We start from the raw sequence: 23,252 nt of genomic DNA, 5'->3' as shown, positions 1-23,252 counted from the left end.
ACCCGCTCACTGAGCGGGTGTTTTTGTTTATATGGTGGTGGGAGATGGATTCGAACCATCGAAGGCAGTGCCGTCAGATTTACAGTCTGATCCCTTTGGCCACTCGGGAACCCCACCAGGGTATTTTTATACTTAACTAAAGGTTTCCCAACCCATTAATCAAGTTTTCTTAACTGATAAATCAATTAAAAGAATGTGGTGGTGGGAGATGGATTCGAACCATCGAAGGCAGTGCCGTCAGATTTACAGTCTGATCCCTTTGGCCACTCGGGAACCCCACCAGGGTATTTTTATACTTAACTAAAGGTTTCCCAACCCGTTAATCAAGTTTTCTTAATTGATAAATCAATTAAAAGAATGTGGTGGTGGGAGATGGATTCGAACCATCGAAGGCAGTGCCGTCAGATTTACAGTCTGATCCCTTTGGCCACTCGGGAACCCCACCAGGGTGTTTTTATACTTAATTAATGGTTTCCCAACCCGTTAATCAAGTTTTCTTAATTGATAAATCAATCAAAAGAATGTGGTGGTGGGAGATGGATTCGAACCATCGAAGGCAGTGCCGTCAGATTTACAGTCTGATCCCTTTGGCCACTCGGGAACCCCACCAGGGTGTTTTTATACTTAAATGATGGTTTCCCAACCCGTCAATCAAGTTGCTCTTAATCGATAAATCAATTAAGAAGAATATGGTGGTGGGAGATGGATTCGAACCATCGAAGGCAGTGCCGTCAGATTTACAGTCTGATCCCTTTGGCCACTCGGGAACCCCACCAGGGTATTTTTATACTTAAGTGCAGATTTCCCAATCCTGTACTCAAGTTCGGAGCGCATAATATCCAGACCTGGATTTTCTGTAAAGTATTTTCTTAAAAAATCAGTCTGTATGCCCGATTTTTGCACGCAATGGCTAAAAACCGTCATTTTCGGTGGTCAATTGTACGAAAAGCTTAGCTTTAAAGCCGATCGTATAAGCATCTCAAAACGTAATAATGCGTCTAAATCGCAATACTTTACATTGATTGACGTTATGAAGCCTCCGAGCTGATAAAATGGCGCCAGAATAGGAAAATCAACTAACCATCATGAAGATAATGACCCAACAAATGGCAAAACCACTTTCTATCGCCTCAGCGCTTGTTCTCGGAACATTACTTAGCACGCCTTTATTCGCAAGAGGGCCTAGCGGGCCAGCTCAAGTTGCCGTCACTACGCAAGAAGTGGGTGTGCATGAGATTTCTCAAAGCTTGGCGTTGGTTGGCAAGCTCAAAGCATCACAATCAGTAATTATTGCTCCTGAAGTCAGTGGCACGATAGAGCGTATTGCTGTAGGAACTAATCAGAACGTTAGAACAGGTCAGGTGCTAATCCGGCTGAGTGATGATAAGGCAAAAGCGGCGGTTGCTGAAGCACAAGCTTATCTAAATGATGAGCAACGTAAGCTTAATGAGTTTGAACGCTTGAGAAAGAGTGCAGCGATAACCCTGACTGAGATTGAAGGGCAAAAGTCGAGCGTTGATATCGCTAAAGCTCGTTTAGATGCTGCAAAAGCTGAGTTGCAAGACAGAACGCTAACGGCTCCTTTTTCTGGGCAGATTGGCTTTGTTGATTTTAGCTTAGGTAAATTAGTGAGTGCGGGCACTGAACTGCTCACACTCGATAACCTGGAAAAGATGGAGTTGGATCTTCAGGTGCCTGAACGATACTTGCCAATGCTATCTACTGGCATGTCTGTTTCTGCTATCTCCAATGCTTGGGGTGACCAAGAATTTGAGGGCACACTGGTAGGCATTGACTCGCGCGTAAACCCTGACACGTTGAATCTTCGTGTGCGTATCGATATTGATAATGACACGGGTAAATTGAAGCCAGGTATGTTGGTTCAAGCCACGATGAAATTCCCACCAATTGAAGCCGCAATTATTCCTGTTCAAGCACTTGAATACATGGGAACAAAACGATTCGTATACGTGGTCGAAGAAGGCAACCAAGCGGTACGTCGTGAGGTCTTTCTTGGCACTCGTGTAGAGAACGAAGTTGTGATTGAAAAAGGTCTAGAAGTCGGTGAAACCATTGTAGTACAGGGTGTGGTGAACATGCGCGGCGGTGCTTTGGTCAAAGTGATTGGCGAAGAAGAAAGCAGTGAGGTTGGTCAGTAATGCTGTTATCTGACATTTCGGTTAAACGACCTGTTGCCGCTATAGTCCTGAGCTTGTTGCTGTGCGTGTTTGGTATCGTCTCGTTCTCAAAGCTTGCTGTACGAGAGATGCCAGATATTGAAAGCTCAGTGGTTTCGATTAACACTCGCTACGACGGTGCCTCGGCAACCATTATTGAAAGCCAGATAACCTCGGTGATTGAGGACCAATTATCCGGTATCAGTGGTATCGATGAGATTACCTCTACTACCCGAAATGGTTTCTCACGCATTACCGTGGTGTTTGATTTAGGGTATGACCTTAACACGGGCGTTAGTGATGTTCGTGATGCTGTCGCAAGAGCCCAGAATCAACTGCCAGATGAGGCTGATACGCCCACTGTTTATAAAAACAATGGCAGTGGCGAAGCTTCTATCTATATCAATTTAAGCTCCAACCTTTTAGATAGAACAGAGCTCACTGACTATATCGATCGCGTGTTGCTGGATCGCTTTAGCCTTATCTCTGGCGTCAGTTCTGTGCAGGTTTCAGGCGGTTTGTATAAGGTGATGTACGTTAAGCTCAAGCCAATCTTAATGGCGGGTAGAGCCGTTACGACAGCGGATATTACCTCAGCATTGCGCTCTGAAAATATTGAAAGTCCGGGCGGGCAAGTTCGAAACGATGCCATTGTTATGTCAGTGCGCACCGATCGTACTTATAACAGTGCCGAAGATTTTGATTATCTTGTAGTAAGAAGAGCCGCTGACGGTACCCCAATCTATTTAAAAGATGTAGCGGACGTTTACCTTGGCGCGAAGAACGAAGATTCCACCTTTAGAAGTGATGGTGTGGTCAACGTGAGTTTGGGGATCGTACCTCAATCGGATGCAAACCCTTTGGATGTGGCAACAGCGGTTCACAAGCAGGTTGATGACATTCAAAAGTTCCTACCTGAGGGGACGCGCTTAGCCGTAGACTACGACTCCACGGTGTTTATCGACCGTTCTATTTCAGAGGTTTACAACACCTTGTTTATCACTGGCGGTCTAGTGGTGTTGGTGCTGTATATCTTCATCGGTCAGGCAAGAGCAACGTTGATCCCCGCAGTAACCGTGCCGGTGTCGTTAATTTCTTCCTTTATTGCTGCGTATTACTTTGGCTTTAGTATCAACCTGATCACTCTAATGGCACTGATCTTGTCCATTGGCTTGGTGGTAGATGATGCCATCGTGGTTGTTGAGAATATCTTCCACCATATTGAGCGCGGTGAAACGCCACTACTTGCTGCCTATAAAGGTACGCGAGAGGTAGGCTTTGCGGTTGTTGCGACGACATTAGTATTGGTGATGGTATTCCTGCCGATTTCCTTTATGGAAGGCATGGTGGGGCTGTTATTTACTGAGTTCTCAGTGCTGTTGGCAATGTCCGTCATCTTCTCATCCTTGATTGCTTTGACGTTAACGCCAGTGCTGGGTAGTAAGATCCTTTCGGCCAATGTGAAACCGAATAAATTCAACCGTGGCGTAGAGTTTTTATTTAAGAAACTTGAGCGCGGCTATCGGCATGTACTTACTATCGCATTGAAGCTTAGATGGGCAGCGCCTGTGGTTATTCTTGCTTGTGTCGGTGGTTCGTATCAATTGATGAATCATGTACCAGCGCAGTTGACCCCACAAGAAGACCGTGGCGTTATCTTCGCCTTTGCTAGGGGTGCAGATGCAACCAGTTATAACCGCATGGCGGCTAATATGGATGTTATCGAAACACGTCTGCTACCGCTCTTGGGGCAAGGGTTACTGAAATCTTTCTCTATTCAATCTCCTGCCTTTGGTGGTAATGCCGGTGACCAAACAGGTTTTGTCATCATGATCTTGGAAGATTGGGAAGAGCGCGATCAATCCGCAAGTGAAGCACTTGGTGTGGTGAGAAGAGCCCTTGGCGATATTGCTGATGTTCGTATTCATCCATTCTTGCCTGGTTTTAGAGGTGGCTCTAGTGAGCCTGTACAGTTTGTTCTTGGTGGCCCTGACTATAGCGAGCTAGAAAAGTGGGCGGAGATCTTAAAGAACGAAGCAGACGACAGCCCGTTTATGGATGGCGCGAGTACCGATTACTCTGAGAAAACACCAGAGCTTGTGGTATCCATAGACAAAGAGCGTGCAGCGGAGCTTGGTATTACTCAAAGCGATATTTCTGACACCTTAGAGATCATGCTAGGGGGTAAAACTGAGACTACGTATGTCGATCGCGGGGAAGAGTATGACGTCTATCTGCGTGGTGATGAGAATAGCTTTAATAACATCACAGACTTAAGTCAGATTTACATGCGAACGGGTAACGGTGATCTAGTGACTTTAGACTCTATTACTAAAGTGGAAGAGATAGCCTCTGCCATTCGTTTGTCGCATTACAACAAGCAAAAGTCCATTACTGTTAAAGCTAACCTAACAGACGGGGCAACCTTAGGAGATGCACTGGACTTTTTAGACCAGAAAGCCATTGAGATTTTGCCAAGTGACATCTCGATTAACTATTCTGGCGAGTCTAAAGACTTCAAAGAGAACCAATCTTCAATCTTGATTGTGTTTGCGTTAGCACTGCTAGTAGCATACTTGGTATTGGCGGCTCAGTTTGAGAGCTTCATTAACCCGCTAGTGGTGATGTTCACTGTGCCTATGGGTATCTTTGGTGGCTTCCTTGGGCTAGTGATCATGTCGCAAGGACTCAATGTGTACAGTCAAATTGGTATGATCATGCTTATTGGTATGGTAACCAAGAACGGTATCTTGATTGTTGAGTTTGCGAACCAACTTCGCGACAAGGGCGTTGAATTTGAGCAAGCGATCATCGATGCTTCAGCGCGCCGTTTAAGGCCAATCATGATGACGGCGTTTACCACTCTTGCAGGTGCAATCCCGTTGATTCTTTCAACAGGTGCGGGTTATGAGAGTCGTATTGCGGTGGGTACGGTTATCTTCTTTGGTATGGCGTTTGCGAGTTTAGTGACCTTGTTTGTTATCCCTGCAATGTACCGACTACTGTCGATTAAGACTCAATCACCAGGTCATGTTGAAGAGATGCTAAATCAAGATCTTGAACATGATACCAAGGGACGTATCAGTCACTAATTGATTGGGTTGTCGTAAATTAACTGAGCCAGACCTTTGAGTCTGGCTCATTGATTCCAAAGATGAAAAGTGGCGTAACTCCCGAAGGGATGTGCTGTACTTTCATTAAGCTTAGTAAAATTGGCGAGTGCCTTTTTCACGACTAAGTCCCCGCTAAGAAAGCAGTCTCGCTCTGATAACCCACGCAACTGAACATATTGTACAGTCCAAGGACCAATGCCTTTGATGGATAACCATTCACTAGGTGATGCACTTGGATGATCAACGACGAACTGAGCAAGGGAACTAAGAGAGTCTTTCCGGCGCTGGGGCATCCTTAGAAAGGATAGATCCTTACTTGCGACTAATTCGGGACTAGGAAAGTGTGCAAAGTCAGTCAGTTGTTCGGTCAGCCTATTTAGATGGGTAATGGCTGCAGTAACGGAGACTTGTTGTCCGAGTACAGCCCTAACCCCTGCCTCCCATGAACTCCAAACCCCAGGGATGCGAATGCCTGTTCTTTTCACAAGATTAGGCTCAACAAGGTTAAGGTGGGCCTCAATAGCATCTATATCCGTATCAAGATCAAACATTCTTCTTAGTTTAGCTACCAAAGGCTGAAGCTGGCTATCGCAAGCAATATTGTATTGTAAGGCAAGGGATTGAGGGTGATTTTGAGTGAGCCGAAACCAAATAGGTTGATCATTTAACAAGGCATGTCGACAATAGTAATTATCTTCAATTACCTCGATATGCTCAATGGCTCTTCTTTGATAAAACGCCAGCATAAAGGACCAGTCTAGTGGCCCTTTGTATTTAAGCTCTATGGTGGGCAGGGATGCAGAGTCTGGCAAAGTGGGGCGTGTCATCGTTCGCTACTTTTAAGGTGCTGTATGGCTAAAAATCGAGGCCAAGGCTGATTTGTAAGCCATCATAGTCTTCATCGTAATTGCCGACACCTGAATTTGCGTAGCCATAGATGTATTCAGCACGTAGCCAGTAATCTACGTTAATATTCCACTGTAAACCCGCACCAACAGTAAATACCCCACCTGTGGTGTCGCCAATATCTTCTCTTGAACCACTGCTCGTATCATGGCCTTGTATATTGGTGGCTATGGCACTGGTACGGCCAAAGATCTCCAATGGGGTATCGCCTAGTTCGCCCGTTGATAGCAGTAAGGATAACCCTAACTCGTAGTAATTAATCTCATAGGTTTTTGCATCGTCAGAGGCTTCAGAATAACGAAAGAAGCCTTCCATACTCAGGTGTTCGTTGAAGGATTGCCCTCCACCGATAATAAAACTTGGGCTAGAGAATGAATCGGTGGAATCGCCATCCGGAGAAAAGCCGACATCTCCGACACCGAGAAAAAATGAATTGTTACCCGCAGCGGCAGCAGAAAGTGAGAGTAGGGTAGCGGGTATTAAGCTAAAGAAGCGTAGCTTGTTCATAGTCATCCTTGATCACGTGTTAGTATTAACATTATCGATACTTAGCTTAGGTAAATAACAAACTCTTCGAAAGTGTATTTACATCATAAGCTTAACAGTTATATTACAACTAGGTTTCTATAAATATCAAAAACGTTATCTAGTGCTGTTTATACCAATCACAGTAAGTAGGTGATTAGAAATAGCGCAGTAAAAACGCCGTTGTCGAGTGTTTTAACACGCTAGGGTGAGCAGTTATTTACTACGATTGGTATTAGTACAAGGAGAAGAACATTGACTCAGGTAAAACATCAACAACTATCTCAAGAAGAGCAGGACAAACTGGATGCGGCAGTATTTCGTCGTTTACTGGCTCACTTAGACAACAATAAGGATGTGCAGAACATCGATCTTATGATTTTGGCTGGATTTTGTCGTAACTGCTTTAGTAAATGGTATGCCGCTGAAGCAAAAGACAATGGTCTAGACCTTGATATCGACGACGCTCGCATGCGTGTATATGGCATGACTTATGATGAGTGGAAACAGAACCATCAACTGCCGGCTACACCAGAGCAACTTGCCGCATTTGAGGCTAAAGACAAGAAGTAGCACTATTCATTAGCTCTCTAAGAAAGCAGTTGTTAGAGAGCTAGTGATTTACGTAACACACCTCAGCCTTGATACCCAATGCTGAAAATTTCTTAAACCAACGAATTTGGTTGTCTTGTAATTTATCGCCGGGCCCTTTTACTTCAATCCAACGATAGTCATTATCTTTAAAAGCTATGAGATCAGGCATGCCGGTTCTAAAGCTTCGAATATCACTCAGTATTACCTCAAATAATCCTAGCAATTCTTCCATACTAAAGCAGCGCTTAGTATGTTGAAGAATATTCAAATCCAACATTGACCAATGAACAAACGGATTAGTGAGCCCTTGCTTGTGTTGATAGACTCTTTCTAGCTCAGCAAAACCTAACCTCTGTAATTCCTCCATTCGATCCTTAATCAGCTGCTGACGTTTTTCAGTAAACTGAGGGGTGTAGAGATCCTTTGGCCTTACTTGATAAGCATTGAGAAAAGCTCCTTCGATTGGAGCGTATATCACATCCCAAAAAGCGAGCCCAAATAAGCCGGTCAAAAAGGTGTTCTCAACAAAGTAGGCTTGCCACCCACTCTGTTCAAGGTGCAGTGCTACAGCAGGCTCGACCTTGCTGGCTGAGAGATCGAGTTCAATATGGTATGAAGTAATCGCAGGTTTAGACGCCCTAGTCGTTTTTATTCCGAGCTTACGATTGAGTTGCTGATGCAATCGCAGTGCGACTTCATATTCGGGCTCGTCTTGGGGAGCTTCTAGTATTTGCTCGACAAGGGGTTTTGCATCACTGAGCATATCACGCTTCATTAGCATTCGCACTCTGCGCTCTCTCGAAGGGGCAAGACTCGTTTGCTCAAATAATCGCATTGCCTTGTCATAGTCTTGCAAGCGCTCAAAATCACGAGCAATGTTGTTGATTAACCACTGGGCTCTTCTCAACACATAAGCGTTCTCTATCCCTGCAGGCATTGTATTCAGCAGTGCTGATAGGTATTCAAGCTTTTGCGCTTTAGAGGCGGACTTATCCATTAGATAATAACGATCGCTAACTTGTGCTAGCGATAGCAGTTGCTCGACCTCTGCTCTGTGGTTAAAAAAGCGTAGCTCTTTGCTTAGGCTGTATTGCTCAAATTGGTGAACCCCAAGGTCGCTAAGAACAAATTGACTTAAATCCTGCCTAGCGTTGGCAAAGAACAGTGTGGTCAATGTGCCAAGAAAGGCGCTGTACTCTAGATGTATCAAGGTAAAGTCGAGCTGGTGGGTGGGAACGTTGGTGCACTCGTCACAGGCCTGCTTTACGAGATTTGATTTGGATAGGGACTTACTTAATTGCGGGAATAGCTTAACGAGTTCTGGCTTGGTGAGTACAGAATGACAAAGGATTTCGGTTTCTACCTCATCAGGTATTGAGATAAAGCTAAGGAGGGCAAGCTGCTCAAATGCAGGTTTCAAGTTGGGGATCTCAGCGTAGTTTAATTTGTCACTACGAAACCACTCCCCCTTTCTTGAGAACAAACGGACCAGTAATCGCTGTGCTTCTAAATCGAGAGAGTAATAGTCCTTTATCCACTGAAGTTCTTCAGGGTGCAACAAATCAGAGTAGTGATGCTTGGCATGCTCAATTAGGGTATTGAAATTGCTGTGGTAATAGCCTTCAGGAAGCTCGATCTGCTGCATTCTATCCTTGATAACGTCATGTGTTTGAACCATGGCTTAAGGATATAACAAAAGGATAGGCGCTTAACTATTTCTAGTTAAAATCCTATCCTTTCTAGGCATGTAAAGTGTGAAATCAGCGGCTAATGCAAACCGGTGAGATTACGCCAGCAGTGTTAGCAGATGATCGCGGCTAACGCTGATATCGCCAATGGTCTCTTCAACCCACTGCGGATTGTAGTAGGTATCAAGATAGCGCTCTCCACTGTCACATAATAGAGTGACAATAGACCCCACTTCACCATTATCTCGCATCTTTCTTGCGAGTTGGAAAACACCGTACAAGTTAGTGCCGGTAGATGGTCCAACTTTACGTCCAAGCTTTTGTTCTAGCCATTGCATGGTCACGATGGAGTGCGCATCAGGCACCTTAAGCATCTCGTCAACTACGCCAGGAATGAAGCTTGGTTCAACACGAGGGCGACCAATGCCTTCAATGTTACTGCCGCGATCTAGGGTGATTTTAGCATCACGTGATTGGTAGTAGTCGTAGAAAACAGAGTGCTCAGGGTCTACAACACAAAGCTGTGTTTCACATTGCTGGTAGCGAATGAAGCGACCAATGGTTGCAGAGGTACCGCCTGTGCCTGGACTCATTACAATCCATTTTGGAATTGGGTGCTGTTCCATCTTCATTTGACCAAAAATAGAGTTAGCGATGTTGTTGTTACCACGCCAGTCAGTGGCACGCTCTGCGTAGGTAAATTGATCCATATAGTGACCGCCTAGTTCATCGGCCAAACGATGTGATTCTGCATAGATCTCATCAGAGCGTTCAACAAGGTGTGCTTTACCACCGTAGAATTCAATTTGCTCAATCTTTTTCTTTGCGGTGCCTTTTGGCATAACCGCAATAAAAGGCAAGCCTAGCAAGCGTGCAAAGTAAGCCTCTGAAACCGCAGTGCTCCCTGAAGATGATTCAATGATTGGGGTTTTAGGGCCAATCCAACCGTTACATAGCGCATACAAGAATAGTGAACGGGCAAGACGGTGCTTAAGCGAACCGGTTGGATGAGTGCTCTCATCCTTTAGGTAGATATCAATACCAGGAAACTCATCTACATCCAGTTTTATAAGGTGAGTGTCCGCAGAGCGTTGATAGTCAGATTCAATAATTTGAATAGCGCGATTGATCCAACTGTGAGTGCAAGTAGATTCAGTGTTCATGATGTGATTCCAGAAGTCTTTGACCGAATACAGATAATTTACCTCGTACTAATGAGAAAAACTTACCCATAAATGCAGTGTTTGACCTAAAATGTAGAAAAATTTTCTCTTTATATGGGTTTTAATGAAATGAATCTGGATAGAACCGATAAAACGTTACTCGCTATGCTGCAAAAAGATGCCACGGTATCTCTCGCTGATCTTGCAGAAGCGGTGAACCTGACGACAACGCCGTGTTGGAAACGACTCAAGCGACTGGAAGAAGATGGCGTTATTCAGAACAGAGTGGCATTGTTAGACCCTGAAAAACTGGGACTTTCTTTTACCGCCTTTGTGTTGATTAAAACCAGCGATCACTCTCATGAGTGGTATCAGCAGTTCGTGGAGACGGTTTCTGAGTTTGAGCAGGTGATGGAGTTCTATCGAATGGCCGGGGACTATGACTATATGCTCAAGGTGCTGGCTAAGGATATGCAGAGCTTTGACAATTTCTACAAGACCTTAGTGAACTCGGTCTCTGGAATATCCAATGTGACCTCTACCTTTGCGATGGAATCGATTAAATACACTACCGAATTACCGCTAGGTAAGCTGTAAAAAGGTCAGTTATAAAAAAGGCGAGGTATAAACCTCGCCTAATCCTAGTGCTTGCCAATCAAGATCAGAAGTTGAACTTGTTCAGTGTTTCTTGAGATGGTGCAGGGGTCATCTTGCTCACTACAACAATAGCAACAAACGAAAGAATGAATGCTGGCAGTAGTTCGTAGAAGTATTCACCTTCAATAGAGATGTAGTTCTTCACAACAAAGATGGTTAGTGCACCGATAATCATGCCTGCTAGAGCACCTGCTTTGGTGGTGCCTTTCCAGCAAAGCGCCAGAATCATTAACGGACCAAATGCAGCGCCAAAGCCACCCCACGCGTAGCCAACCATCGCCAGAATAGAGCCATCATCATTTGCTGCAATAATCAGCGCTAGCACGGCAAAGCCAACAACACCCATACGGCTGATCCACGCTTTCTTTTTCTCATCGTACTTACTGAAGAAAGGAACATCTTCGGTTAGAGAAGAGGTCAACACGAGTAGTTGTGAATCGGCTGTAGACATTACGGCTGCAAGAACGGCCGCCAAGATAAAGCCAGCAAATACTGGGTGGAATAGGGCATTGGTCAGCGCAAGGAAAATACGCTCAGAGTTACCGCCTTCGCCAGATACTGATGCCAATGGATGGATAGCATCGTAGCCGATACCGATTAGCGCGATAGACACTGAAATGACCAGTGTCAGAATCATCCAGCTAATACCAACGCGGCGAGCTTTTGCAATGTGCTCTACTTTATCGATACCGATAAAGCGCGCTAGGATGTGAGGCTGACCAAAGTAACCAAAACCCCAAGCCATAAGCGAAGCACCAGTGATAAAGCTGGTAGAGAACTTAAAGGCGTCAGGTTTAACTTCACTGATCACGACTGGTGAATCTGCAATGGCCATATAACCCAGAAGCATACAGAAGAATAGCGCAGCCAGCATCAAGATGCCTTGTACTAAATCCGTCCAACATACCGCCATGTAGCCGCCAAGGAAGGTATACGAAATCACCACAAATGCCGTTACGTAAAGAGCGACCTCTTCAGTTGCGCCAAAGCTATGAGCGAATAAAAGTGTGCCACCTTTTAGACCTGATGCAACATACAAAGTGAAGAAGAAAAGGATCACCAGGGTAGAAACGGTTTTGATAAGACCTGAGTTATCTTCAAAGCGTTTAGCCAAGAAACTCGGAATGGTCACGGTATCGGTAACTTCTGTCGCAACGCGAAGACGTGGTGCAACAATCAGCCAGTTTAGGTAAGCACCTAGTACTAGACCTACAGAGATCCAAACACCTTCAACCAAGCCGCTAGCGAATACTGCACCAGGTAAGCCCAATAGTAGCCAGCCACTCATATCTGATGCGCCCGCACTAACTGCGGAAGTTACAGGCCCTAGTGAACGACCACCAATAATGAAGTCTTGGTTATCGTGCGTTTTTCTCATTGAGTAATAGCCAATCCCTAGCATAAGAACTAGGTAGAGGCCGAATTGTAAATAGATCATGTTCTGCCTTTACATCTGAGGGAGAAAAGAAATGGAGGATTCGCAATATTAATTGCTAAAGGGATGTTAACAGTGGTGTTGTGAATGTTAATCCAAACAGCCGTTTATAGTCGGTCAGCTCACAAAATAAGCAAGTAATTCCGATGTTTAGCGTATTTTACGGATAGTTATGCGGATAACAAACGGGTTGGATCAACATTTGTGTAGAAACTAAAAAGCACACCCTAATATGAGTGTGCTTTACTTTGCGTTGGCGTTCGTTTACTTAAAGCGCATCACACCTTCTTGAACAGCACTGGCTACCATATTGCCAGAGCGATCAAAGATTTCACCACGCACTAAGCCTCTAGAGTTGGCCGCAGTAGGACTTTCAATCGCATACAACAGCCAATCATCCATCTTAAATGGACGGTGGAACCACATAGAGTGGTCGATGGTGGCTACTTGAAACTTAGGAGTGAATAGGCTCACTTCATGTGGATGAAGTGCCGTCACCAAGAAGCCCCAGTCTGATGCATAAGCTAAAATATACTGATGGATCAATTGGCTCTCAGGAAGCTCACCATTGGCTTTTATCCAAAGATATTGCTTAGGCTCTTCTTTGTGAGGTTTGAGCGGATTAACTACCGTAACAGGGCGAACCTCAATCGCTTTCTCACCACAGAAGGTTTGGCGAATTGGCTCCGGTAAAAACTCGGCTATCTTGGATGCAAGTTCGCCTTCTGACGCAAAGTTCTCTGGTCCAGGGATGTCTGGCATTGAATTTTGATGTTCAAATCCAGGCTGCTCACCATGGTAAGAGGCTGTGAGATAGAAAATTGGGCGGCCGTTCTGAATTGCTTTTACACGTCGAGTGCTAAAGCTTCTTCCGTCCCTAAGGTTCTCAACATCATAGATGATGCTTTTGTTAGGATCGCCAGGGTGCAAGAAGTAGCTGTGAAAAGAGTGAACGCTACGATCACTCGGAACGGTGTAGCGAGATGCAGAGAGTGCTTGTCCTAGCACCTGACCACCATACACTTGAGGCAACCCAAGGTGTTCACTGTCACCACGGAACAAACCGAGTTCTAGTTGCTCTAACTGTAAAAGTGTTAATAGTTCATTTAGTGGCTTGCTCATCCGACCTCCGATTCAGTTGCAATCCGAAAATACCTGCTAACGACCTATTAGACAAGTGCTATTTGTGACAGAACGCGCGTTTTATATTGAGCAACATCAGTAACTAAGCGTAGGATGTAATTAGCAAAGCAAGCAGAATCTACTCAACAATAAGAGGGAATCAATGACCATGAATTTACGAAATTGGATGTTGGCAACAGCTATGGGCGTGTTACTAGCAGGGTGCGCGCAAACTGAGAGTGACGCAGTGAAAGCAAACATGGCAGAAAATACAGAAATGGTAGAGGTGACAGGAACTCTCGCCTACAGAGAAAGAATCGCTCTTCCTGAAAATGCTGAGGTAACGGTGACTCTGGAAGATACTTCTCTTGCCGACGCGAAAGCGGTAGTTCTTGATACTCAAACCTTTATGACAGAAGGAAAGCAAGTGCCGTTTAGCTTCAGCCTAAACTATGACAGCGCTGATATCGATCCTCGCCATACCTACAATGTTCGAGCTCAAATTCGTGTGAATGGCAAGCTTAGGTTCACAACAGATACTGCGGTCAGAGTGATTACTGATATCGAACAAACTCACGATGTGGCTATTCAATTAGTCGGTGTTCGTTAAATTTTTACATTTAACCAACATCTTAAGAAAAGTGGCAATCCTGAGCTTTTGGCTTAGGGTTGCCAGCGAAACTGCCTTAACTTCACTTTTCCTGCGGCACTAAACACAATTCCCTCTTCAACTAGCCGTGATTTCTGGCGTTGTAAATCTTCACCTTTGAGCGAAATCTCACCTTTACTGTTGATTACTCTATGCCATGGAAGGGCTGAGCCTTCGGGTAAATTACTTAAAATGGCGCCTACCTGCCTTGCGTAACCCGGATAGCCTGAAAATTTAGCAATATCTCCGTAGGTACTGACCATTCCTAGTGGAATTTGGTGAACTAACGCAAAGACTTTGTATTTTAATTGGTGCATAATGTTATCGACTGTTAAATAAATTGAGGAATAAAAACAGTAATCGCAAGGAGGCGAGTATGGTGTTTTCTACAGTTCAGTTCTTTATTACCACGTTGTTGGCCATTATATGTGCTCAGTCCATCGATGTCAGTCAGGGAAATGTCCCTGTTTTGGCTCTGGCTATTCCAGCACTGTGGATTATCTCTCGCTCTCGCGCATCAGGTATTTTCCTACTTGTCGGCCTTTGCCTATACGGTTTTACGCTCTCATATCAACCAACCGCACTTTCAGTATCCATGTGGATCTTGTTCCCTTTGTTGATGGTGGCGTTTTCTAAGCGCTGCAACATTGGTGCTCGTATTGGTGTGTTCTCATTTTTCTTGTTCATGCAATCAGGCATTATCTACTCGCAAGTGATCGGTGCATTAAGTGGTGAAGCCATTTACACACTACTGCAAATGGTCAGTGTGGCGATGATCTGGCTAGCTGCGGTATCTTGGAAAACGTCGTCAAAGCACGGCTGGTGGGCACTATTTCTAGTGCTACCTTTGCTGGTGGCTGATATGACTCATGCGGCCCTGATCTCACTTACTATTGTTGGCATCATGTTCTCCATGGAGAGTATGGTGAAGAGCAAATCTAAGCTTCTAAAATTGCAATGCTGGACACTGCCAACTGCAGCGTTTGCCTCATTGGTTGCAATGCCAAGTGGAAATGTACAAGGAATCGTACTCTTAGTTTGGTTACTTATTTTGGGTGCAATCTGGATGACAGATTACATCTTGCGTATAAATGAAGAGATTGGCGATTAAACTTTCAACGGTTAACGCTAAAGCCACAAAAACCGCTTGTATAAACGCAGGGGATGTTGAATAATCCCCACACTTCTTTAGCAAAGCTATTTGTTGAAGATGCTCTATGGAGGCCTGGTCCTCCCGCAACAATAGTTCGTGAACTCGGTCAGGTCCGGAAGGAAGCAGCCGCAGCGAATGACTTGTGTGCCGGGATGTGGCTGGGTCTCCACCCAACCTTTCTTCAAATACTCCTAAGTTATTCAAAAGTAAAGCATTACTCCCAATTATTTTTGAGAGTCTTCACGCATTCTAGACTGGTACTACACATGGGTACTAAACGATGCGATATCTTTCTCTTAGCTCGAACGGCATCTGGCAATTTCGCTATCAGATCCCCCAGCTAGCAAGGCCTTTATTTGGATTTCGACGTGAGTGGAAAACCTCACTGGGTTCCATTTCTAAACAGGCTGCTCGAATCAAAGCTCTGCAATTAGAAGTTGAGATAAGAACAAAGATGAACTCATCACCCTTGTACGATGTCCCTAGCTCAGAGATGACAATGGACAAAATGCGCCAAATCCTCCACGCCTTGATGATGGAAAGCGTCGACGCGATCTCCGCGGCGTTGGATTTACTTGAACAGTCCGCCTCACATCAACAGACGTTACAAGAGCTCAATCACGTGCAACGTCGAGAGGGGCACCCCGCCAATGCGAGATATCGTATTGATTTGCGTTATGTGCACTCACTGAGCGCAGTCCATGGGGTTTATACAACCTCTTTGTCTCCGTCCCAGTGTGCCCGAAACGTAATGCGCCAAGTGAGATTTGTCGGAGAGAGGCCATCAGATACGGTGCTCGATGGATTGTTGATGAAAATGACCCGCTTGTGTACGTTGCGATTAGATGCGCGCCGTGCTTTGGAGTCGTTGGAATTCTCTAGGGTAAAAGAGATCCTGTCTGAGCTTCCTTTGGCGGTGCAGGATGAGGAGTACACTGACAATACGCTTTATGATTATAAGTATGTGCTAGCAAGCAATGCTTCACGGGGGAGCGTGTTACCGGTTAGCGCCTCACTGAAAGCGCCTGCATCATTAGATGGAAGCGCAGAACTCACCCACCAGAAGAATAAGCCAACCTCTCAGAGCAAAGACAACCAGACTAAGCGAGAGCCTCAACCGGTTGTAAATAATGTCCCGGATAAGTGGCATATTGAAACCGTGTTCAAAGCGTACAAGCATGAAAAACTAACACTCAATAGTCTTAATTCTGATAAAGCGCTCCTATTAGCGGAAATTGACAGTGCATTACAACGCTGTCGAGTCCTTCATGAACTCATTGGGATTGACGATGTGCGGTTGGCGACTCGTGAGCGGGCCATTGAAGCTGCATTCCTTCTCAAATCGCTGCCTACCGATCCGCTCAAAACTAAGCATAAAGCGTTATTTGAAGGAAAGGGCAGGCAAAAATGGGCGAGTATTAATGAGACTCTAGAGGAGCCATTACCGACACTGGCTCAGAGGACGGCAAATGGCTACACAGGGGCTGCGTCCTCGATTTATCAATGGGCCGAAAAGCATTATGACAAGAGTATTGGCAACCCATGGTCGGGGCTCATTAAAAAGCGCAAGAAAGGCCAAAAAAAAGAGGAGCAGCGCTTACCAATGACTGAAAGTGATTTGGCGAGTGTGTTTAGCCATAAAGTGTTCTCACAAGCGAAAGTCGGGGTCAACACCCGATCGAAGGTGCCGTGCCCCTATCAATATTGGTTGCCACTGTTGACGCTGTATTGCGCTTTGAGGGGAAATGAGGGCGCGCAATTGTACCGTGACGATATTAAAGAAGAGTTTGGGGTGCCTTATATTGAGGTTCATGCTGAAAGGGATGATCAGTTTGTGAAAAACGACCCTTCGATACGAAAAGTGCCGATACACTCTCGGCTCATTGAGTTGGGTTTCTTAGATTATGTGGCTTTGTTTGAGCCCGACGAACGCTTATTCCCTGAATTGCCCTTACATCAGAAGGATCACTACTTTAGAAATGCCGGAGATTGGTTTACCCGGACATTTAAGGCGACATATGAAGAGCACGCCGAAAAGAAATGTTTTTATAGTCTGCGTCACAATGCCGTTGGTTACTTTAAAGAGCAGATAGGAGAGAACCACCCAATTATTAAAGCCTTGGTTGGGCACACTAATGGATCGGTGACATTTGATACGTATGGTAAGCGTGTAGCGCTCCAAAAGCTGAAAGAGCAGGTAGAGCAGCTCCATTTCCCGGGTGTTCCTGACAATATTACTCCTTTCTTTGAAGGCAACTATTTGCAATATCAAAAAGTTCATCGCCAGAAATATCAGGCTATGAAGTTAAGAGAGTAATTGTCACAACCTTGTGCACTCGAAGCCAGTTTATGGGGTAGATGTACGCAAGTTCAGTGCCTTGTTTGCAGCATAAATAGGATATAAAGGCCAATTTTCGAGTACCATTTGGCCTTTATTTCCTATGTGGCAATCAGTGCAGTCAAAATTTTTAAGGGAACAAATAGAGGGTCGGTTATTGGGTGGTAGTTGGCTCATATGGTTATTTAATGGATCTGAAGATCAACAAAATTGAGCCAGTTTCTTTAATTAAAAGCGGAATTTACACATGGGATGTGAACCACCGTTTTCTCTTATATCAAGAACGATGGCTAGGGATATCGTCATCTTTAGTCTCTTTTAATGTGGGAAAGAATCAACCTTCCAAGGTCGATAACGCGTATGTTATGGCTGAAGAACACATTAGTGAAGGGGGCATATAATGATTGACTTTATAGACGTCTAGCGCGGTAAAATCTCCTCCTTTCTGTTGAACAAGCGCCTCAATTGCTTGGCTTTGTGACGATGAATGATACTTGAGTCTTTAATGAGATACTGGGATTAAAAGTCATCTCCGTCATGCCCTAATTCGGCACTGAAATCACTTAGGTTGCTGTCCATCATAGTATTGTGCTCAGAATAGCTTTCTGATTGATCTACAAAATCATACTCATCTTTATCTGCATAAGAAGGAGATCGGTTTTGTTGTGGTTTGTATGTTTGGCTAGAGTCCAATGTTTTGATGGCCTCAGCATTTGAAGTTTTTTCGCTTAAGGTCAATTCAATCAAGCATCTAATTTGATTGGAGCTTGTGCTAGTCATACTAAATATCGTTGCTGAAACACATTCCAATCGATTGTAATAGAATTGATCTGCTAGTTCTCTTGGTATAAAACCAATACAGCCTAATCGTGACATGACTTTTAGCGCTTTGTCATGTTTGAGATTATGCCTATCTTCTATTACCTTCACTACTTCGTTGCAACTTAAGTGCTTAAGGAGTTCTTGTCGCTCAGTTCCATCATTGTTGCGATGTTCGGTGTCGTTGATTTTGACAGTAATTTTTTTTGATAATGGGGACTGAGTCGAATAGCTCGATTGCTCCGTATTTTGCCATAATAGATATTTCTGAATGGCTTGTTGAGCCACTTCATCAGTACTTTGGATAAGGTATGGTAGCTCAGAAGTAACATACTCTTTAAGTTTTGAGGTGATTGAACAAAAAAGCACTACATGAGATAGAGCTCTTTTTTCTATTTTTGGATAGCTTTGATTGAGCTTAGGATCAAAGACCCAACGATTAGTGGTGTGAAACTTTGACTTTTCGCGCATATACACAATTGGTAGGTGCAAGGACTTTTTCTCTTTCAGTAAATTTAAATAGAATGTAATCGTAATACTTACAATGTTGTAGTGATCAAGGAGGTTCAGTTACGTTTCTTTATGCATCCCAGTATCGAGCATAGCTTGAAGTGAGGTAGGCCAAAGCCAAGAGGCGATACCAGCGAAGGCTGCCACCTTGAGAATATCAACAAGCATCATTTAGACCCCATCACATTGCCGTAAGCAGTAGAACAAATGTGACTGTAAGCGACTGGCGTATTCTTGTGGCTTTCTGTTAGCATCTTCCATGCTTCTTCGTGTGCATCACCGATAGCGTCACCATAGAGAATATCCTCATGGACCTCAGCCTCTAATTGTTCTACAAAGCCCTCAGCAAATCCCATCGTAAAGTGTTGCTTGTTCATGGCACAGTGCTCAATGGTTGCTATACCATAACCAATATCGCGGAGCTCTTGAGATGTCGCAGCAAGCGCCACATTGGATGTCATAATTAACGAGACGATTAGTGATTTTTTCATTTGTTAAATGCTCTTATAGGCCCCTCACCCGTTTGAGTGAGGGCTGATAGATAGGACCCAAGCCCAACGAAATAACGCCGACGCACTAACTTAATCGTAAGAGAGCACCATCAACTATGGGATCAAGTGACCGCTCTCAGCCTAGTATATGCACTATTGATCTTAGCCATCATAACATCGCATCCCCCTTTGTCTGGGTGATATATAGTTGTTAATCTCTTGTATTTAACCTTGAGATCTGACAAAGTCGGATTGTGCTTAAACCCTAACAACTGCAAGTCGGACAAGCTCGCCGATCCTGAACGTAACTTCAATTTCAATAAATTGATTTCATTTTCCTTCATTACGATTGTTGCTTTTAGGTTTCCCATTTCAGATTCCAACTTACGCTTTGCTTCCAACGCATAAGTTAACCTTTCCTCTGTGATTGCTTTAGTGTTCCGAAGCCTGTTCAATTTTTCGTCTTGAAGTTGACTTTCCAGTTTTAAATCACTAATTCTCTGGTTTGCCTTGCGGATAGTTAAATTCGCCTCTTCGATCGGGCTTAACTTGATGGATTCTTTATATTCAACAATCGCATTGTTTCGACTGATTGCAACTATCTGCATAACAACAGTAAAGCCTACGCTCTTTAAATCGGTTATCACTTCCTCCGCTACGGAGAGATCTGAGCAATTCACCGCCTTAATATCTTCGCCTCTAGTCAGAATAGTATAATCATTATTCAACCTATGTTTTGTATTTGCCTTGATTGAAGCATGTGATAACTGTACTTTCTTATCGATCTTCATATTGGTCTTGTAAACTCTATATAAGATATAACCGATGACAGAAACGAATAACCAACTTCCCATTCAAACACCCACACGTAATTTTTTGCGTTATGTTAGGTCAAATAGAAACAGTTGGCGGAATATCTAAAATTCCCGAACGTGATTACACGCTCAGTTTTTAAAGGACTATGTGTGAGGCAATAAGGTCAGATCTTGCGTTTACCACGCGTTACTTTTTGTATTTTAAAGTTAGCAGACTATCTGATATGTATTTGAAGGCGTAACAAACTTTGGGGCAGAACCTTCTTAGTCGATCTACTGAATCAACTCACTTTTGGACAATCGTGAATTACGACTTTTGGACAATCGTGAATTACGACTTTGGGGGGAGTTGCGGATCTTAGGATAACCTGAAGTAAAGGGAAACAAGCTACACAGGCGATAGTCAGTTGGGCACCATCGCACAATTTCCATAGATATGTGGTTTCTAAGCTTGAGGATTAAGCGCAGGCTGCCGCTGCGTTTAATCCTTACTTATTATGTACCATTACTCGCTGTAATCAGGCTCTAAAAAGCCAAAATCTACTGATGACACTGAATTTACAATTTCAACGTGCTCAATGCAAAGTTCCTCAATTCCAGCATTTAAATCACCGTCTACAGTAACCAATAATTTGCTTTCAAAAGTATGCTCTGCGACAGAAATCACGCCACCAACATGGACATGATCACCGTCAATAGTATCGTATGCATAAAGTGAGAACTCACCCTCTACTTCAATATCTATTGATGCAGATAATTCAAAAATTGCGGAGTTTTCCTCAACATCAATTACAGTGATTTTGTTTGATGTTAATGAGAATTCTGTCATCCAACCATTACAACCGCCTGCTTCCCAATACAGAAAAGAATCAGCCATTTGGTCTGGTGCAACCCCTTCGAGCTGCATAGATAGGTGAGTTTCAATCTCACTCAGAAAGTCATCTGCTTGGTTTTCTTCTAGAGCTTCAAATAAAGACTTAAAGTATGGATATTGAGCATTGTTTTGTTTAAGGAGTTGAAACACCTCTGGTAGTTCTTCGCTGTAATCGATGTTTTCAGAAGTTTCACAAAAGTTTTTCCAATCCCCATCTTTTGCTATAGCTATGACTTGCTTGTCATTTTCTTTAGCCCATGCTTCAGTCGCCATTAGGATAATCGCATCAGGGAACTCATTTTTCTTTTTGCCTTTTCCAAAAGGCGGTTTTTTTGCAAAATATTGCTTCAATACACTCGAAATACTCACATGATCATCACAATCAATGCGTGTTGCACCTACAAGGTCACAATATGTATCGAACTGACTTGTAGCTATATCTATTGGGCTTTTTTTCTTGGCAAAGAGTACTCCAATTTGTTGACAGCTATCTTGGTCTAAACACTTGTGTACTTCTGAGTCTTTTAGTGCTTTTTCCAAAGAATTTTGGGTTGTCTTTACCTTTTCCTCTATGTGAGAAGTTACTTCACTAGCAATTACATCTGGAATCAAATAAACAATGGGTGTGTTTTTAAACTGCTTAAGACTTGCAAAATACCCTTGTTCCAACTTCAAGCCGAAATTATCGTAAATAGATGTATCAACCAGTATGGCGCTATATTCTTTCATTGCATTTCTCTATTTTTATGTTCAACCTAACTACGCAGGCTTGTTTCCCTAAAAATGTCCAACCAACTAAAATCATTGTAAGCATTTAAATATTCACAGAAAATCCAAAATCCAAACTCCAATCACTCAAAACTTTGTCAACTTTGTTGTTAAATTAAGACATAGCGGATTAGCTGAGGTACGGGCAAGTAACGCTAATAACAGCGGCTTGCTAAACTGGTGATTGTTAGTATGTTTGGATTAAAATCCTGAACTTATTGAGTAGCCACATGCTTTCAATTCTTTAGCTACATCATTTTTCCAAGCGCCGAACTCATCGAGCTGAACATAAACGACACCACTGATATCATTTGGAGTTTCAATTTGTCCTTTCACCAATGAGCAAACATTCTCCCTACCAAGTTTTGCCATCAAATAGCCATGTTCAAAAACAACATTCTGTCTTGCTCTATCCCTTGCTGGAATCTTAGTTTCATGTGCACCACGCCCTTTATCGCAAGCTGTATATAACACCAATGCAAAGTCGGCATCATTTGAATAATGTTCAATTTTTTCTATGATTGTCATTCCTGAACTTGCTTGCTCATGTAAAACAATGGCTTGCAAACCTAAACTCTCTATAAATCTACTTGCTTCTTGTTTGGCTTCATTATCCCTCCCATGAACTATGAATACCTTTCGTTTGTTTCGAGCTACTGGACTTTGTTGCGAAAGAAGATTAGTTTGAAATGAAGCTGTAGGTACAGATAGCGTTGTCGTAGCGGCAGGAACTTGAGATGATGCTGATGGTATTGGTGCACCAAACTCAAGAGCATCAAGCAATTGAGTAAATTGTTCGGATAAATAAGTTCTACGCTCAGCGTAGGTGGGGAACTTTGGCTGAATGAACCCCCAAAAAGAATCTAAATTTCTATGGAGCTTCACCAGTGATGGTAAATGTGGTTCAATTGCTGGGTTACTTAACAAATCTATTCGCAAAGCTTCATATTCACTAGTGTCAGAAGCCATACCTGTTGCTCTAGCTGTCAGAAGGTTCACGAGATAACTGACTTTATCAAAATCAGTTTGTAAAAACTCAATACTCAATTGTTAAACTTCCTACATTAGTTAACGATATTCATTGGAAATCCGTTTTAAATGCTTTGTTATAAAGCAGTTTCAACTATTGGCTCTAGTACAGAAAATACTAATGCTATCGTGGCAAAAACAAATGACCACTGAGACAAACTGTTAAAACGGCGTAGAAACCAGTATTTGGACAGAAGGTTACCTATTATTTCCTTTTTACTCTCTTCTTCAAACACATAATAAGACACTGCCCAAACAGAGTTTAAGAGCAGTGCTACTGCATAGAGCATCGTGGCTGTTACAAGAGTTTGATTAGATGAGATTAGCTCTACCTTATCAATTGCAGCTAAGAAATAAGCAAAACTGGCTCCTGTAAATACCGTATGAATCCATTTACCATATTCAGATTTTTCCACGATACCTCCT

The 23,252-nt window shown here is 43.5% G+C and carries 20 protein-coding genes, 5 tRNA genes and 1 other RNA gene; 8 read left to right on the top strand and 18 right to left on the bottom strand.

What is annotated here, in order from left to right:
* Nucleotides 1-32 precede the first annotated feature (32 nt).
* The 5 genes from OCU46_RS09620 to OCU46_RS09600 all read right to left on the bottom strand — a co-directional run bounded on the left by OCU46_RS09620 (nucleotide 33) and on the right by OCU46_RS09600 (nucleotide 775).
* Nucleotides 33-117: transfer RNA gene (locus tag OCU46_RS09620), tRNA-Tyr, on the bottom strand.
* Between the two features lie 79 nt (nucleotides 118-196).
* A tRNA-Tyr gene (locus OCU46_RS09615) sits at nucleotides 197-281 on the bottom strand.
* Nucleotides 282-360: 79 nt separating this feature from the next.
* A tRNA-Tyr gene (locus tag OCU46_RS09610) sits at nucleotides 361-445 on the bottom strand.
* Between the two features lie 79 nt (nucleotides 446-524).
* A tRNA-Tyr gene (locus OCU46_RS09605) sits at nucleotides 525-609 on the bottom strand.
* 81 nt (nucleotides 610-690) lie between these two features.
* Nucleotides 691-775: transfer RNA gene (locus OCU46_RS09600), tRNA-Tyr, on the bottom strand.
* A gap of 331 nt (nucleotides 776-1,106) precedes the next feature.
* Here OCU46_RS09600 and OCU46_RS09595 point away from each other — a divergent pair.
* Complete coding sequence (locus OCU46_RS09595; RefSeq protein WP_208733512.1) at nucleotides 1,107-2,159, top strand: efflux RND transporter periplasmic adaptor subunit; 1,053 nt, start codon at nucleotides 1,107-1,109, stop codon at nucleotides 2,157-2,159.
* Complete coding sequence (locus OCU46_RS09590) at nucleotides 2,159-5,269, top strand: multidrug efflux RND transporter permease subunit (protein WP_141268774.1); 3,111 nt, start codon at nucleotides 2,159-2,161, stop codon at nucleotides 5,267-5,269. Before OCU46_RS09595 ends, OCU46_RS09590 begins: the two co-directional genes overlap by 1 nt.
* 47 nt (nucleotides 5,270-5,316) lie before the next feature.
* On the opposite strand, the gene OCU46_RS09585 is transcribed toward OCU46_RS09590, so the two are convergent.
* Both OCU46_RS09585 and OCU46_RS09580 read right to left on the bottom strand, forming a co-directional pair.
* A complete protein-coding gene (locus OCU46_RS09585) occupies nucleotides 5,317-6,117 on the bottom strand; it encodes a DNA-3-methyladenine glycosylase family protein (RefSeq protein WP_141268772.1) in 801 nt (266 codons plus the stop codon).
* Nucleotides 6,118-6,145: 28 nt separating this feature from the next.
* Nucleotides 6,146-6,703: an outer membrane beta-barrel protein gene (locus tag OCU46_RS09580; protein ID WP_141268770.1), complete on the bottom strand. Its 558-nt coding sequence runs from the start codon at nucleotides 6,701-6,703 to the stop codon at nucleotides 6,146-6,148.
* Between the two features lie 273 nt (nucleotides 6,704-6,976).
* Here OCU46_RS09580 and OCU46_RS09575 point away from each other — a divergent pair, with 273 nt between their 5' ends.
* Nucleotides 6,977-7,294: a DUF1244 domain-containing protein gene (locus OCU46_RS09575; protein WP_065209637.1), complete on the top strand. Its 318-nt coding sequence runs from the start codon at nucleotides 6,977-6,979 to the stop codon at nucleotides 7,292-7,294.
* A gap of 40 nt (nucleotides 7,295-7,334) precedes the next feature.
* Here OCU46_RS09575 and OCU46_RS09570 read toward each other — a convergent pair whose 3' ends face one another.
* Together OCU46_RS09570 and OCU46_RS09565 are read right to left on the bottom strand one after the other, a co-directional pair.
* Nucleotides 7,335-8,960: a VRR-NUC domain-containing protein gene (locus OCU46_RS09570; protein ID WP_141268768.1), complete on the bottom strand. Its 1,626-nt coding sequence runs from the start codon at nucleotides 8,958-8,960 to the stop codon at nucleotides 7,335-7,337.
* Nucleotides 8,961-9,101: 141 nt separating this feature from the next.
* Nucleotides 9,102-10,166 carry a PLP-dependent cysteine synthase family protein gene (locus tag OCU46_RS09565; RefSeq protein WP_141268766.1) on the bottom strand — a complete coding sequence of 355 codons (1,065 nt, stop codon included), beginning with the start codon at nucleotides 10,164-10,166 and terminating at the stop codon, nucleotides 9,102-9,104.
* Between the two features lie 129 nt (nucleotides 10,167-10,295).
* On the opposite strand from OCU46_RS09565, the gene OCU46_RS09560 reads away from it, so the two are divergent.
* The gene (locus OCU46_RS09560; protein WP_167495323.1) at nucleotides 10,296-10,763 is read left to right on the top strand and encodes an Lrp/AsnC family transcriptional regulator; all 468 of its coding nucleotides are present in this window, start codon (nucleotides 10,296-10,298) and stop codon (nucleotides 10,761-10,763) included.
* Between the two features lie 64 nt (nucleotides 10,764-10,827).
* Here OCU46_RS09560 and putP read toward each other — a convergent pair whose 3' ends face one another.
* On the bottom strand, nucleotides 10,828-12,261 hold the full coding sequence (gene putP / locus OCU46_RS09555; RefSeq protein WP_141268762.1) for a sodium/proline symporter PutP: 1,434 nt from the start codon (nucleotides 12,259-12,261) through the stop codon (nucleotides 10,828-10,830).
* A gap of 261 nt (nucleotides 12,262-12,522) precedes the next feature.
* Nucleotides 12,523-13,380, bottom strand: coding sequence for an acyl-CoA thioesterase II (gene tesB, locus OCU46_RS09550; RefSeq protein ID WP_141268760.1), 858 nt, complete (start codon nucleotides 13,378-13,380; stop codon nucleotides 12,523-12,525).
* Nucleotides 13,381-13,543: 163 nt separating this feature from the next.
* Here tesB and OCU46_RS09545 point away from each other — a divergent pair, with 163 nt between their 5' ends.
* Nucleotides 13,544-13,990 (top strand): YbaY family lipoprotein, encoded by a 447-nt coding sequence (locus tag OCU46_RS09545; RefSeq protein WP_141268758.1) that lies wholly within the window; start codon nucleotides 13,544-13,546, stop codon nucleotides 13,988-13,990.
* Between the two features lie 53 nt (nucleotides 13,991-14,043).
* Here OCU46_RS09545 and OCU46_RS09540 read toward each other — a convergent pair whose 3' ends face one another.
* On the bottom strand, nucleotides 14,044-14,346 hold the full coding sequence (locus OCU46_RS09540) for an MGMT family protein (protein WP_141268756.1): 303 nt from the start codon (nucleotides 14,344-14,346) through the stop codon (nucleotides 14,044-14,046).
* 59 nt (nucleotides 14,347-14,405) lie between these two features.
* Between OCU46_RS09540 and OCU46_RS09535 the strand changes: the two genes are divergently transcribed.
* The 3 genes from OCU46_RS09535 to OCU46_RS09525 all read left to right on the top strand — a co-directional run bounded on the left by OCU46_RS09535 (nucleotide 14,406) and on the right by OCU46_RS09525 (nucleotide 17,499).
* On the top strand, nucleotides 14,406-15,140 hold the full coding sequence (locus OCU46_RS09535) for a VP0952 family biofilm-associated protein (RefSeq protein WP_141268754.1): 735 nt from the start codon (nucleotides 14,406-14,408) through the stop codon (nucleotides 15,138-15,140).
* A gap of 112 nt (nucleotides 15,141-15,252) precedes the next feature.
* An RNA gene (gene ffs / locus OCU46_RS09530) (signal recognition particle sRNA small type) lies at nucleotides 15,253-15,349 on the top strand.
* Between the two features lie 113 nt (nucleotides 15,350-15,462).
* Nucleotides 15,463-17,499, top strand: coding sequence for a site-specific integrase (locus OCU46_RS09525; RefSeq protein ID WP_141268752.1), 2,037 nt, complete (start codon nucleotides 15,463-15,465; stop codon nucleotides 17,497-17,499).
* 540 nt (nucleotides 17,500-18,039) lie between these two features.
* On the opposite strand, the gene OCU46_RS09520 is transcribed toward OCU46_RS09525, so the two are convergent.
* The 6 genes from OCU46_RS09520 to OCU46_RS09495 form a co-directional block, all read right to left on the bottom strand.
* Entirely contained in the window at nucleotides 18,040-18,810 is a 771-nt protein-coding gene (locus tag OCU46_RS09520) for a hypothetical protein (protein ID WP_141268750.1), read from the bottom strand.
* Between the two features lie 206 nt (nucleotides 18,811-19,016).
* A complete protein-coding gene (locus tag OCU46_RS09515; RefSeq protein WP_141268748.1) occupies nucleotides 19,017-19,340 on the bottom strand; it encodes a hypothetical protein in 324 nt (107 codons plus the stop codon).
* Nucleotides 19,341-19,462: 122 nt separating this feature from the next.
* Nucleotides 19,463-20,194 carry a hypothetical protein gene (locus OCU46_RS09510; protein WP_141268746.1) on the bottom strand — a complete coding sequence of 244 codons (732 nt, stop codon included), beginning with the start codon at nucleotides 20,192-20,194 and terminating at the stop codon, nucleotides 19,463-19,465.
* 466 nt (nucleotides 20,195-20,660) lie between these two features.
* Entirely contained in the window at nucleotides 20,661-21,758 is a 1,098-nt protein-coding gene (locus tag OCU46_RS09505) for a PIN domain-containing protein (RefSeq protein WP_141268744.1), read from the bottom strand.
* A 240-nt stretch (nucleotides 21,759-21,998) separates the two neighbouring features.
* Nucleotides 21,999-22,844 carry a TIR domain-containing protein gene (locus OCU46_RS09500; protein ID WP_141268742.1) on the bottom strand — a complete coding sequence of 282 codons (846 nt, stop codon included), beginning with the start codon at nucleotides 22,842-22,844 and terminating at the stop codon, nucleotides 21,999-22,001.
* Nucleotides 22,845-22,903: 59 nt separating this feature from the next.
* Complete coding sequence (locus tag OCU46_RS09495; protein ID WP_141268740.1) at nucleotides 22,904-23,242, bottom strand: MFS transporter permease; 339 nt, start codon at nucleotides 23,240-23,242, stop codon at nucleotides 22,904-22,906.
* Nucleotides 23,243-23,252 lie beyond the last annotated feature (10 nt).

Source organism: Vibrio comitans, assembly GCA_024346835.1.
Lineage (GTDB): Bacteria > Pseudomonadota > Gammaproteobacteria > Enterobacterales > Vibrionaceae > Vibrio > Vibrio comitans.
Note: the sequence above shows the minus strand (reverse complement) of the source record. Positions and strands in the feature narration are given on the sequence as shown.

Bases quoted from the DNA above. Each gene is read 5' to 3' on its own strand.
- OCU46_RS09540 (WP_141268756.1), bottom strand. From the start codon at position 14,346: ATGCACCAATTAAAATACAAAGTCTTTGCGTTAGTTCACCAAATTCCA.
- OCU46_RS09595 (WP_208733512.1), top strand. From the start codon at position 1,107: ATGGCAAAACCACTTTCTATCGCCTCAGCGCTTGTTCTCGGAACATTA.
- tesB (WP_141268760.1), bottom strand. From the start codon at position 13,380: ATGAGCAAGCCACTAAATGAACTATTAACACTTTTACAGTTAGAGCAA.
- OCU46_RS09580 (WP_141268770.1), bottom strand. From the start codon at position 6,703: ATGAACAAGCTACGCTTCTTTAGCTTAATACCCGCTACCCTACTCTCA.
- OCU46_RS09535 (WP_141268754.1), top strand. From the start codon at position 14,406: ATGGTGTTTTCTACAGTTCAGTTCTTTATTACCACGTTGTTGGCCATT.
- OCU46_RS09545 (WP_141268758.1), top strand. From the start codon at position 13,544: ATGACCATGAATTTACGAAATTGGATGTTGGCAACAGCTATGGGCGTG.
- putP (WP_141268762.1), bottom strand. From the start codon at position 12,261: ATGATCTATTTACAATTCGGCCTCTACCTAGTTCTTATGCTAGGGATT.
- OCU46_RS09560 (WP_167495323.1), top strand. From the start codon at position 10,296: ATGAATCTGGATAGAACCGATAAAACGTTACTCGCTATGCTGCAAAAA.
- OCU46_RS09505 (WP_141268744.1), bottom strand. From the start codon at position 21,758: ATGAAAGAATATAGCGCCATACTGGTTGATACATCTATTTACGATAAT.
- OCU46_RS09565 (WP_141268766.1), bottom strand. From the start codon at position 10,166: ATGAACACTGAATCTACTTGCACTCACAGTTGGATCAATCGCGCTATT.
- OCU46_RS09590 (WP_141268774.1), top strand. From the start codon at position 2,159: ATGCTGTTATCTGACATTTCGGTTAAACGACCTGTTGCCGCTATAGTC.
- OCU46_RS09510 (WP_141268746.1), bottom strand. From the start codon at position 20,194: ATGGGAAGTTGGTTATTCGTTTCTGTCATCGGTTATATCTTATATAGA.
- OCU46_RS09525 (WP_141268752.1), top strand. From the start codon at position 15,463: ATGCGATATCTTTCTCTTAGCTCGAACGGCATCTGGCAATTTCGCTAT.
- OCU46_RS09520 (WP_141268750.1), bottom strand. From the start codon at position 18,810: ATGCGCGAAAAGTCAAAGTTTCACACCACTAATCGTTGGGTCTTTGAT.
- OCU46_RS09585 (WP_141268772.1), bottom strand. From the start codon at position 6,117: ATGACACGCCCCACTTTGCCAGACTCTGCATCCCTGCCCACCATAGAG.
- OCU46_RS09515 (WP_141268748.1), bottom strand. From the start codon at position 19,340: ATGAAAAAATCACTAATCGTCTCGTTAATTATGACATCCAATGTGGCG.
- OCU46_RS09570 (WP_141268768.1), bottom strand. From the start codon at position 8,960: ATGCAGCAGATCGAGCTTCCTGAAGGCTATTACCACAGCAATTTCAAT.